This is a genomic window from Prevotella rectalis, assembly GCF_900607215.1.
Lineage (GTDB): Bacteria > Bacteroidota > Bacteroidia > Bacteroidales > Bacteroidaceae > Prevotella > Prevotella brunnea.
Genome location: NZ_LR027822.1, coordinates 38,172 through 50,241 on the forward strand (window position 1 = coordinate 38,172; position 12,070 = coordinate 50,241).

Annotated in this window: 11 protein-coding genes and 1 pseudogene; 6 read left to right on the plus strand and 6 right to left on the minus strand. The window is 43.4% G+C overall.

Going from position 1 to position 12,070, the window contains the following annotated elements; genetic code table 11:
- The 4 genes from E0E16_RS08515 to E0E16_RS08530 all read left to right on the plus strand — a co-directional run.
- The coding region (locus E0E16_RS08515; RefSeq protein ID WP_130829700.1) for a transposase at nt 1-505 on the plus strand (505 nt) is incomplete at its 5' end.
- Between the two features lie 100 nt (nt 506-605).
- Nucleotides 606-3,116 (plus strand): RHS repeat domain-containing protein, encoded by a 2,511-nt coding sequence (locus E0E16_RS08520; protein WP_130829980.1) that lies wholly within the window; start codon nt 606-608, stop codon nt 3,114-3,116.
- A 6-nt stretch (nt 3,117-3,122) separates the two neighbouring features.
- Complete coding sequence (locus E0E16_RS08525; RefSeq protein ID WP_025877757.1) at nt 3,123-3,611, plus strand: hypothetical protein; 489 nt, start codon at nt 3,123-3,125, stop codon at nt 3,609-3,611.
- 379 nt (nt 3,612-3,990) lie between these two features.
- A complete protein-coding gene (locus tag E0E16_RS08530) occupies nt 3,991-6,012 on the plus strand; it encodes a peptidoglycan DD-metalloendopeptidase family protein (protein ID WP_439650611.1) in 2,022 nt (673 codons plus the stop codon).
- Nucleotides 6,013-6,961: 949 nt separating this feature from the next.
- On the opposite strand, the gene E0E16_RS08540 is transcribed toward E0E16_RS08530, so the two are convergent.
- The 3 genes from E0E16_RS08540 to E0E16_RS08550 form a co-directional block, all read right to left on the minus strand.
- The gene (locus E0E16_RS08540; RefSeq protein WP_004355376.1) at nt 6,962-7,381 is read right to left on the minus strand and encodes a plasmid mobilization protein; all 420 of its coding nucleotides are present in this window, start codon (nt 7,379-7,381) and stop codon (nt 6,962-6,964) included.
- Nucleotides 7,382-7,726: 345 nt separating this feature from the next.
- Nucleotides 7,727-8,038, minus strand: coding sequence for a helix-turn-helix domain-containing protein (locus tag E0E16_RS08545; RefSeq protein ID WP_130829981.1), 312 nt, complete (start codon nt 8,036-8,038; stop codon nt 7,727-7,729).
- A gap of 3 nt (nt 8,039-8,041) precedes the next feature.
- Complete coding sequence (locus tag E0E16_RS08550) at nt 8,042-8,311, minus strand: helix-turn-helix domain-containing protein (RefSeq protein WP_130829982.1); 270 nt, start codon at nt 8,309-8,311, stop codon at nt 8,042-8,044.
- Nucleotides 8,312-8,808: 497 nt separating this feature from the next.
- Here E0E16_RS08550 and E0E16_RS13595 point away from each other — a divergent pair, with 497 nt between their 5' ends.
- Nucleotides 8,809-8,982 carry a hypothetical protein gene (locus E0E16_RS13595; RefSeq protein WP_165444218.1) on the plus strand — a complete coding sequence of 58 codons (174 nt, stop codon included), beginning with the start codon at nt 8,809-8,811 and terminating at the stop codon, nt 8,980-8,982.
- Nucleotides 8,983-9,042: 60 nt separating this feature from the next.
- On the opposite strand, the gene E0E16_RS08555 is transcribed toward E0E16_RS13595, so the two are convergent.
- The 3 genes and pseudogenes from E0E16_RS08555 to E0E16_RS08565 all read right to left on the minus strand — a co-directional run.
- Entirely contained in the window at nt 9,043-9,531 is a 489-nt protein-coding gene (locus E0E16_RS08555; RefSeq protein WP_102048095.1) for a DUF1896 domain-containing protein, read from the minus strand.
- Nucleotides 9,532-9,551: 20 nt separating this feature from the next.
- A complete protein-coding gene (locus E0E16_RS08560) occupies nt 9,552-10,814 on the minus strand; it encodes a site-specific integrase (protein WP_115367968.1) in 1,263 nt (420 codons plus the stop codon).
- A gap of 3 nt (nt 10,815-10,817) precedes the next feature.
- A pseudogene (locus E0E16_RS08565) lies at nt 10,818-11,201 on the minus strand (tyrosine-type recombinase/integrase); the annotation flags it as partial.
- Nucleotides 11,202-11,310: 109 nt separating this feature from the next.
- Between E0E16_RS08565 and E0E16_RS08570 the strand changes: the two are divergent.
- A partial coding sequence (locus E0E16_RS08570) for a DUF4372 domain-containing protein (protein WP_130830621.1) occupies nt 11,311-12,070 on the plus strand: 760 nt, incomplete at its 3' end.

Genomic DNA, 12,070 nt, shown 5'->3' on the forward strand with positions numbered 1-12,070 from the left:
AGACTGCATGGATATGAACGAGGATGGGCTGATGGAATATCGTGAGCAGGTGGTGGTGTTCAGGAAGGGCGGTATCAACCATATAGCGCGTATCATCACCTATGTGGATATCAAGAAAGGAAAGATGCCAAAGTTGGTGTCCTTGCTTACCAACGACTTTGACATGTCCATGGAGACTATCGTAGCCATCTACCGCAGGAGGTGGCAGATAGAGTCTCTTTTCAAGCAGATAAAACAGAACTTCCCGCTTAGATACTTCTATGGGGAGAGTGCCAACGCCATCAAGATACAGATTTGGGTTACACTCATTGCCAATCTATTACTGTCACTGCTGCAAAGCTCATTGCAGAGGCGGTGGAGTTTCTCAGGGCTGGCTACTATGGTGCGCATTGTACTTATGGAATACCTCAACATGAATAATTTCTTCAACATGCCGGATGCCGACATGAAACTCATGCTTGAAGCAGCGGCTGAATCGCCACCCGAGGTAACAGAAAATGAATAAGGGGGCTTGTCACTAACATGCTGTCATCCGAACTATTGTGTCTCAATGAGTTGGAATGAGGATTTCTATGTTTAGCGGACAGTAATAATTTTCAAACAACGTGAAGTACCACTACGGTGGTATCAACTCTTCTCACAACCGTATCGGCAGACTAATGCTCCGTGAGGACGGTAGTGGTGCTATCGAGTATTACTACGGTAAGATGGGTGAGGTCTTGAAGACGGTGTGCACGCTGATTGTGCCTAATCAGGCTGTGGCAACCTACATAACACAGTGGAAGTACGACAGCCATGACCGTCTCTTGGAGATGATCTATCCCGATGAGGAAAAGGTCACCTATGGCTACAACCTCGGTGGGCAGGTAGACCACGTCCGTGGTTACAAGTCCTATGGCTACGATTATGTGAACAAGATTGGTTACGATAAGTTTGGGCAGCGCACCTACCTGAAGTATTGCAACGGAGCGGAAACCTTCTACAGCTACGACCCTGCACGCAGACGTTTGCAGAACCTCGTGGTGAATGCTAAGGCAGGTACTATTATGGACAATGCCTACAGCTACGATGCAGTGAGCAACGTGCTTGGCGTGAAGAACAATGCTCCACTCCCACAAAGTGGCAAGGCAGGCGGGCAGATGAGCCATACCTACGGCTACGATGCACTGTACCGTCTGGCAAGTGCCAATGGCAGCTATAAGGGTGCCGACGGCAAGACGGCTTCCTATACCCTTGCAATGGGCTATGACAACATGCACCGCATCACGAGCAAGAAGCAACACCTCTCGCAGAGCGGCGTACAGTTCGATGGCACGCTCAACGCAGGCTATGACCTCACCTATACCTATCAGAAGGGAGACGGACATAAGTTCCAGTTGGGCAACGTGCGTGATCTGAACTACCGCACGGAGGAGACTCCTACCGACAGTGCGACCATTAACAACGGTCACAAGTACGAGTACGATGCTAACGGCAACCTTGTCTACATCAACACGAGCCGCATGAAGAATGACGGCAAGGAGGACGAGAAGGCAGGCGAGCAGAAGTTCCGCTGGGATGAGGAAAATCGTCTTCTTGCTACTGATGAGAACGGTTTTGTGGCTAACTATTGGTATGATGCCGACGGTGAGCGCACGGTGAAATCGAGCGGTGAGAATGAGGAAATCTACGTGAACTCCGAATTCTCAGGCGGACGCACCAACACGGCTAAGTTCAGCCTCTACGTCAGTCCGTACTTGGTGGCAAGTCAGGGCGGCAGATACACCAAGCACATCTACATCGGTTCACAGAGAATCGTCAGCAAATTAGGTGACCTTGCAAGCTACGGTGCCGATCCGAGACGAATACCATACGCAGGCAATGAGGCGGACGGTATCACGGTAGATTATAAGGCGAAGTACGTCAAGCAACAGCAATCCATCAAGGACAGCTACAAGGACTTCGGTATCGCTTACAACGGCGAGGACAACGACGACTATGTCAATGGCGAAGGCTTCTGTTGCAACGACGGCTCATTGGAGGCTGCTCATGCAAGGCTAATGGCAAAAACTAGGGTCAAGGCAGATGACAACTTCCATGACAAGGACGCCTACGAAAAGATGCAGTTCTACTACCACCCCGACCATTTGGGCAGCAGTAGCTACATCACCAACCTTGACGGCGAGGTGGCTCAGCACATCGAGTATGTACCGTTCGGTGAAGTATTTATCGAGGAACGCAACATCACGTGGAACACGCCTTACCTCTTCAATGCCAAGGAGTTTGACGAGGAGACGGGTATGTACTACTATGGTGCAAGGTATTATGAGTCAAGGTTAAGTTTGTGGATAAGTGTGGATCCTATTTCAAATTATGACCCACGAAATAGCGAAAATTATTTGGATGGCGAACATAATTTAGGGGTATATTTCCATTATAATCTAAATCCGTATAGTTACTGTTATTTGAATCCGATTGTTTTCTATGACCCAAATGGACTGCAATCTAAATTTTGGACAAGATTTTGGGGTGGTGTTCAAATGGTCGGTGGAGCTGTTGAAGTTGTCGGTGGAGCTACTACAGCATTGGTAACTTCAGAAACAGGAGTAGGTATTGCAGGAGGAATTGCAATAGCTGCTAACGGTATTGATAATGTTCAAGCTGGATTCAGACAAATGGTTAGTGGTGAAACAAAACAAACCGCCTTACATCAATCGACGAAATATGTTGCAAGGAAAGTAGGAGCAAGTGAAGATACAGCAGAAAAGATTGCAAGAGGTGCAGACTTTGCGACAATCTTTTTAGGTAGTACGGGTAGTATAAAATCGCTATTAAAATTAAGTAAAACTTCTAAATTAAGTACTTTCGCAGACATAGCAATGAAAGGTGGTCAAGCCAGTAAAACTAAGGCTGGTTTTAAAATAGTTCAAGAAGGAGGTGCTAAAGAGGCCATGAAAGTCTACAAGAAACTTATAAAAGCTGGGTACAAATCGGAAAAATTAGAAAAAGGTGGATATAAGTTAAGCAAAGAAGGCGAAAGCATAATTTTCCGTAGTTCCAAGTCTGGAGGTTATCGCAATCTGGATACATTTACGAAAAAAGAAGGTAATAAAAATATTGATATTTTTTATAAATAGGAAATAATGATAAAAAGTATTATTGATTCGCGTATAACAGAGCAACTGTATAAAATATACAAGTTAGATATTGACGGTTTTGTCAATAATCGAAAACAAGTAAAAACATTTAATTTTGAATATGAATGGCCAGTTGTTGATTTCTTAGAACCAATTTTTATGCCTTTGTTTCAAAACATAGACTCTAATTTTATCTATTTAACAAAAGGATATGATATAGCTTTAAATGAAATATATTCTAAGTTTGCAAGAGAGGATTTTATAGAGTTTATGAGAGGTAACAAAACTTATACTCCTCGAGGACGTAGTAAGGAAAGCATCGATATTTATTATATGATAGGACTAACTATTTTTGACGAAACGTTCGAATGGTTAATTCATAATAATGTCGATGTTGGATATTTGACTTTTTCTTTTCAAGTTGATAAATTTAATAATGAGGATGTACTAAATTCACTTATGAACAACAAATGGTTTGTCCATGATAAGAATTAGTGACGACGACAGCAATGCCGTCGAATACTTCTACGGCAAGATGGGCGAGGTCGTCAAGACCAGAACGACGCTCATCGTGCCCAATCAGGCCATCGCCACCTACGTGACGCAGTGGAAGTACGACAGCCACAACCGACTCTTGGAGATGATCTATCCCGACGAGGAGAAGATTACTTATTCTTACAACCTCGGCGGACAGTTCACCCATGTGCGCGGCTACAAGTCCTACGGCTACGACTACGTTCAGAAGATAGGCTACGACAAGTTCGAGCAGCGCACCTATCTGAAGTATTGCAACGGAGCGGAAACCTTCTACAGCTATGACCCGCAACGACGCAGGTTGCAGAACCTCGTGGTGAATGCCAAGGCTGGTACTATTATGGACAATGCCTACAGCTATGATGCCGTGAGCAACGTGCTTGGCGTAAAGAACAATGCTCCACTCCCACAGAGTGGTAAGGCAGGCGGACAGATGAGCCATAGTTACTCTTATGACCCACTGTATCGTTTGGCAAGCGCAACAGGTACTTATAAGGGAACAGACAATAAATCCGCTTCTTATACCTTATCTATGGGCTACGACAATATGCATCGTATCACGAGTAAGAAGCAACACCTCTCACAGACAGGTGTGCAGTTTGACGGCACGCTCAATGCAGGCTATGAACTCGCTTATACTTACGGCAAGGATGCGGGCAGAAAGTTCCAACTCGACAATGTTCGTGATATTAACTACCGCACGGAAGAAACTCCTACGGAGAGTACGAATATCAACAACGGACACAAGTACACCTACGATGCTAACGGAAACCTTGTCTATATCAACACCTCTCGTGTCAAGAAAGACGGCAAGGAGGATGAAAAGGCGACCGAACAGAAATATAAGTGGGACGAGGAGAACCGCTTGTTGGCAGCCGATGAGAACGGTTTTGTAAGCAACTATTGGTATGATGCCGATGGTGAGCGCACGGTGAAGACCAGTGGCGAGAACGAAGCCATCTATGTGAACTCCGAGTTCTCAGGTGGCAATACTGGTACAGCACGCTTCTCGCTCTATGTCAGCCCATACCTCGTGGCAGGGCAAGGTGGCAAATATACGAAGCACATCTATGTAGGTAATCAGCGTATCGTCAGCAAGCTCGGCGACCTCGCTTCTTATGGCGCAGACCCAAGACGAATTCCATACGCAGGCAATGAGGCTGATGGTCTTACCATTAACTACAAGGATAAATACAATCAGCAACTGCAATCCATTAAGGATAACTACAAGGCGTTTGACCAACCTTATAACGGTCAGGACAACGACGACTATGTGAATGGTCAGGGCTTCTGCTGCAACGACGGTACACCGGAGGCAGCACAGGCTCGTACAATGGCACGCACAAGAGCTGTAAACGGCAACTTTAAGCCCAACGACGACTACGAGAAGATGCAGTTCTTCTACCACCCTGACCACTTAGGCAGCAGTAATTACATCACCAACTTGGACGGCGAAGTATCGCAGCATATCGAATATGTACCATTTGGAGAGGTGTTCATAGAAGAACGCAACAACACTTGGAATACCCCTTATCTCTTTAATGCGAAGGAATTCGATGAGGAAACGGGATTGTATTACTATGGGGCGAGATACTATGAACCAAGGTTGAGTTTGTGGATGAGTACGGATATGTTATCAGAGCTTTTCCCCCAGGTAACAGCCTATTGTTATACTGATAATAATCCAATAAAGTACAAAGATCCTGATGGTAATAGAAAATGGCCAGTTAACACTACATACAAAGGAGCTTCAAGGCATATAGATTCTTGGTATGGTCCAAGAAATATTAGCTATGGTTCAAAATTCCATAGAGGACTTGATATTAATTTTGGAACTCAAGATTTTGATTATGGTGCCCCTGTATTAGCTACTCATGATGGAGTTGTTCAGGCTATTAATAGCAGTCCTAAAGGAGGAGGAGGGCGGTTTATTATAATCAATTCTCCTGACGGCAGCTTCCAAACTGGTTATCTTCATCTAAAATCTATAAATGTAGAAGTTGGTCAAAAAATATCAGAGGGTGATGTTATTGGAGAAATAGGAGGTTCTGGAAAAGGTAAAGAACGTGGATATGTTCCCCATCTTCACTATCAAATTAAGAAATTAAATCAGAAAACAAGAAAATACGAACATTTTGATCCAACTCAAGGTAAAGGAAAAAAGATAGAGAATATTGTAGATCCCCAACTTTGGATAAACAAGAAAAGTTCTGATGTAGATATCAACATGTCATCTCCTATACAGCTTCCTGAGGTGATAGTAATAGGAAATGCTCCCCAAAAGAATGATATCGTATTCCCCCCGATTATAAATATTCCTAAAGAGATTAATTTACCTAATTCCACGCAACAAGAGCAATAAAAAATGAGACGGGATTGTAATATAATCCCGTCTCATAAAAATCAAGTTATCATATATTATGAATAAGTTTATTTACATACTATTTGTTTTCCTCTGTTTAATAAGCTGTGCACAACCAAATAATAAAAAGCAAGTTTTAAAGGATAGGGCTGTGATATCACTAAAAAGAAATGTGACAGGAAAAACAACTTTTTATGATTTTTTCAAAAAGTTCGCGTCAGACTCATGTTTTCAACGGAAACACATTTTGTTTCCGTTGAAAATTATATATAAAGGTTATGATTATGAAGAGACAGACTCGATCCTTCATATCAGCAAGAGTGATTGGATATATACAAATTTCAACGATTCTATAATAGAAGGGCAAAAAATAATGTTAAAGGTTGATACAATGGCGCATACTGTTATCTTAAAGGGCTATGATTCGGGAATATATATGAGATATTTATTCAAAACTGACAAGCGTTCTTGGATATTATTTCAGATAGATGACTATTCTAATTAACGTGAATTCGACAAATTCAGAATATCTTTGAATAACAGAGTTCTAAAATATAACAAATTTCGGGTAATGCTCCAAATTGGGAGTTGTTGAAATAATCATCTGATTATCAATTTGATTATAAAATAGGCGTAAAGGTAGGGAAAATTCTCTGCCTTTTGCTATTTTTGTAACCCAAAACAAAGGAAAAATGAGCTTACGAGAATGCTTCGGCACTTTATGCTCCAGATTGGGAGTTGAGTTTCAATGTCCGCATCGCCACTCAAACAATATTCTCAAAAGAGGTAAAGTAACAGGTAAACAACGCTAATGATGTAAGAATTGCCGGAAGCGTTTTATCAGCGACTACACATACAAAGCCTATCTTCCTAACATTGATAACTGACCAAAGAGGGATTGGGCAATCACAGCACGATACTAACGTTGGGTATTATGATTTATCAGCATTCATTCTTGTTTACTCTCAAGAGATTTTGTCAGTTGCACTACTTGATGTTGGAATCTGATAAGAAGTTGGGAATAGGTTTCGAGTTTACTGAGCAGTTGTTGCGCAGTGGCGACAGAATGATAAGTATTGAGGGCTTTCACGGCTTCGTTGTATAGCATGCCTATCTTATGAGTCATGGAGACGATTTCGGAGAGTTTCTCCAAGTAAGGCTCTTTTGCAGGGTCTTGGGTGATGACCTTAAAGGCTTCACCTAAAAGCCTTGTTCGGACAAAATCACTTTTCGTTTTTGCTCCCGACTTGCGGTAGAGTCTGATAAGCTTCTGCTGGTCTTCGGAATTAGGTATCCTGATGTGCCATCTGTCCCATCGTGGGCAGGTGGCACATCTGCCGTCTGGCTTCTTTTGTTTCTGCTTTTTCATTGCTTTCTAATCACGACTTTGGAGTGATTTAATCCCCTTTCGGGGCAAGGGTCTTTGTGGTACAAATGGCAATTTGTGGTACAAAGACACACCTTGCCTGTATAAAGAAAGAGACAGTTTGTTATGTTCCATAAAGTAACCTTTCTGGGGTGCTTTTAATAGACGAGAGTTCAAAGTTCAAAAAGTAAGTCAAGAGATAAGTTTAGACTAATTTCTTGACTTACTGACTTTATGAGCTGACATATTTTTTACTAAAGTTAATTTTGACTTAGGTCGAAACTAATTTTTTGACCAAAGTCATAACTGACCATTTGACTTAAGTCGCGACTGATTTCTTAACTTAACTCATAACTTACCTGTTTGCGGTATTGGATTATAATACCTTTCAAGCATTGTTTGTATGTCGCTCTGCTTGTAGAGTATCTTCCCTCCGATTTTGTAGAAAGGAAGCGTTCCTAAGTTTCTGTACTCTTGGAGCGTGCGTGTGCTGAGCCGTAATTGGCTACAAACCTCCTCGCCAGTGAGGTAAACCTCTCCGCCCAGCATCGGACGGGCGGTAGCGCAATACCGCTCCAGTTTCTTTAAGATACCCTCCATCAGTTGTGCAAACATCTGCATCTGAGGGTCTTGCTGTGTAATGATTTCGTTCTCTGCCATAGTTTATTCATTTTTTGAGTTCAGTATCTCCATGATGTCGCTTTCCTTGTAATAACACTTGTGTCCAATCATTGAGAAAGGGATTTTCCCCGTATCTCTGTATGATTGCAGGGTACGCTTGCTGATGCCCAAACGCTTGCACACGGCTTCGTTGTCAAGACATTCGTCCTTTTCGGGCGGATTGCCGATGAGTTGTTCGATACTGTGGATAAAGTCTGCAAATTCGGAGTGGTGTCGCTCCCACGCTTTGCGGTCGATAATAATGAGTTTCATTGCCTTAATTTTGTTTTGATTACTTTGTTGTTGCTCGGCAAACAAACTGTTATGCAGTCCATTGCCGTACTTATCGAGTGCAAAAGTAAACCCTCGGAAGTACCGCTGCAAGAAATGAGGAAAAGCAGGGAAATGTTAGGAAAACAAGAGAAAAGACCACGAGAAAATTCCTCAGCGTTATTGCGGTAATGAGATGAGGTGCCGGCTCTTTCCTTTTATTGCATATTTGTTGGTCTATCGACAGTTCGATAGTTCGACAAATCGAGATGTCGAACTATCAATAGTTTGTTTTGACGATAGTTTGTCTTGACAACAGATAGTCTTGACAATAAATTGTTATGACAACAAATTGTTATGACAACAAATTGTTATGACAACAAATTGTACAGACAATAAGTTGTACAAAAAAAGGCTTGTCATATAATAAGATTGTCAAGACAATCGTTAGTTCTAACTATTGTTTCTATAATTCGCTTTTGCGTCCAAAGAGCCTGAGTATGCCGTATTCTTGTCGTGCCTATCTCTCTACGGCAGCCCTGCCCTGCAAGGTTGGGAGAGATAAATACGACCGCACGGATATTGAGAATTGTAGTACCGCCTTGAAAAAGAAAAATCCTGCGGTGGAGATTCTTCTCTCCATCCGCAGGACTCGACCTTGTCAGGGCAGATAGGCTGCCGTTGTACCTTTGCACGATAAGAAACGGCTTCAGGGGCTTTGCGTCTGCTTTTGCCTACAACGCCTTTGGGCTTGCTTCCTCCGCCAGTTTGACCGTTGGCAGGTTGTTGCTCTCGATGAGCAGCACTATCGTGCCTGTCAGTTCGGTGTAAAGACGGTCGTATTGTCCGCTTGCGGCAAATGCGTCCGTCAGTTCGTACCCAGCGAATGTGGCTTGAACAGCCTTGTTCGCCAACAATAAAAGTGAAAGCCTCTCGGGGAGCGGTGCAGGAAGTTCCCTCTCAAACTCGTCCTCCAAGACAGAAACAAGGGTATCGTACTTTGAGAAATGCAGTCCACTGAAAAGCACTTCACTTGCTATTCTTTCTGCTTCTAAATGATTAAAGCCTTGCGCCACGGCATCGCAGTAGGCGGTCAGTGCCATGTCGGCTCTTGCCGTGATAAACTCCATATCACTCATTCTTTCGGGATGATGTTCACTCATATAGCTTTCCAACTTCAATCGAAAATAGGAAAGTTCCTTTTTGCTATTATCTGTTTTCATACATAAATTTTTGCTGATTTCTAGAATATTGTTGCGTTTTGCTTTTCGATAGCTTCCGTATAGTCAGAAAAAGCCTTACTTTTATGTTCCTGCAAACGGTTCATGTCCTCTCTGATTTTCAGGTCGGTAATTTTTCCATAAATCTGTGTCGTTCCAATGTCGCTGTGCCCGAGCATCTTGCAGAGCGTTTCCATTGCTATACCATTGGAAAGGCAGATGGTCGTGGCGAAAGTATGGCGAGCCATGTGAAAGGTCAAGCCCTTCTCAATTTGGCATATCTGACCAATGTTTATACAGGCGAAAGATGCCTTGCTAACGTTCAATGTTGGAAATATCAAATCATCGTGTTGTTTCCCTTTTATATGAATGTCAAGTATCTCCTTTGCGATGGGCAGAAGTGGAATGATGGCTTCCACGTCCGTTTTCTGTCGCTTGATACGTATCTCACAAGTTCCGTCATCATAATGGTGGATATGTTTAGGTGTCAGTCGCAACATATCCACACGAGCCAGTCCCGTAAAGGCACAGAAAATGAAGAGTTGCCTTGCTCGCTCGAACTGCTTGTTTAAGATGGGCGTTTGCAAAATGCGCTTGAGTTCTTCCGTTGTGAGATACCTTCTCGTGCCACGTGGTTTTTCCGCCTTAAAATCCACAAACGGGTCTCGGCGGATGTATTTTTTCTGTTGTCCGATGCTGATGAGCTTTCTCAAGAAAATAACCGTCATTTGAATGGTGGCAGGTGATAATCTGCGCTTGCTTTTAAGATAGAAATCCAATTCTTCGACAAAGCCATAGTCCAACCGTGAATAACCAATATCGGACATTCCGTATTTTTCCAGCAGGAAGGATACTATGAGCTGCTTGTCATAGATGTAGTTGCGGAAAGTGGATTGGGCGATGGAAATTCCCACACAAGGGCGTTTTTCCTCTATAAAACGGTCTGCCTCTTCCATGAGCATTCCATTGCTTTGTGAATCCTCCGTCAGACAATTTTTGAGCAGTTCTGCACTTACATACCCCTTTTGCCAAACCAGCTCATTGTATTTGGTTTGTATCTGTCCTTCCTTTTCTGTCAGTATGCGGTTGATGTTCTTCATCTCATCAGTGTCGCCTTTGCATCTGCCATGCTTTGCGTCCCAATTGTTTGGATTGACATCCAATCCCATACTGTATTGTACTTGTTGCCCGTTTATGGTGATTCGCCCCATTATCGGGCATCTGCCGTTCTTCTTCTGTTTGGAACGGTTAATGTAGAACAATGTCTTGAATGTACTGTGTGCCATAAGCTATAATTTTAAGGTGAAAGTGTGTTCTATCCGCTGTTGAATCTTCTGCATATCCTGCCTTATTCTTTCTGAATTGACCGCAGCATACACTTGTGTCGTTCTCAAATTGGTATGTCCCAACATACCGCTTACGGTTTCTATCGGAACACCTGCCGACAGGGTAATGACCGAAGCAAAAGTATGGCGAGCCATGTGAAAGGTCAGAGGGGTTTCCATACCGATACTTCTCTGTATGTGGTGCATCGCATTGTAAACCACGTCTCTTGGGGGAACGTCAAACACATATCCCGCACGTCTGCCCCTATATCTTTCCATAATGGTCTTGGCTGGGGAGAGAACTACTACACGAAAAGGAGTCTTCGTCTTGACACGCTTGCTTTTAATTATTACTGTCCGCTAAACATCCCACATTTTTTATGAATTAGGGCTGACACTTCTCACGAGGTATCAGCCCTTTTTGTTATCTTTGCTTTTGTTTCCAAACTCAGATAACATGGGCAAAAGTACACATTTCTTCGGACAGCCGGTATATGGTCAGCTGATAAAATCTCTCGACCATGATAAAATAGTTGAAATAAGCCGTCGGAACGGCGGTGAGCGGTATGTGAAGACCTTTGATGGCTTCACCCATCTTCTTACGATGCTGTATGCAGTCATCATGCGCTTCGACTCCCTGCGCGAGATAGAGGCGGCAATGACGGCTGAGGTGCGCAAGCTTCATCACATAGGCATTGACAGGGTTCCTAAGCGCAGTACCCTGTCAGACGCGAACGCCAGACGCTCGGAGAAATTCTTTGAGGACGTGTATCACGACCTTTACGAGTCCAATAAGGACAAACTTTCTTCGGACAGCCGACGCAATGGTACGGAGGAATGGGTAAAACGTCTGAGAATCATCGATTCCACCACGATAACCCTGTTCTCTAACGTCATCTTCAAGGGCGTGGGCCGTCATCCTAAGACGGGAAAGAAGAAGGGTGGCATAAAAGTGCATTCCGTCATTCATGCAAACGAGGGAGTTCACTGTGACGTGAAGTTCACCTCTGCCGCTACCAACGATTCCTTCATGCTCGCCCCCAGCCATTTCAAGCATGATGAAATCGTTGCCCTGGATCGTGCATATATTAACTATGAAAAGTTTGAGGAACTGACCGAGAGGAACGTCGTCTATGTCACCAAGATGAAGAAAAATCTCAAATACGAGGTGTTGGCAGACTGCATGGATATGAACGAGGATGGGCTGATGGAATATC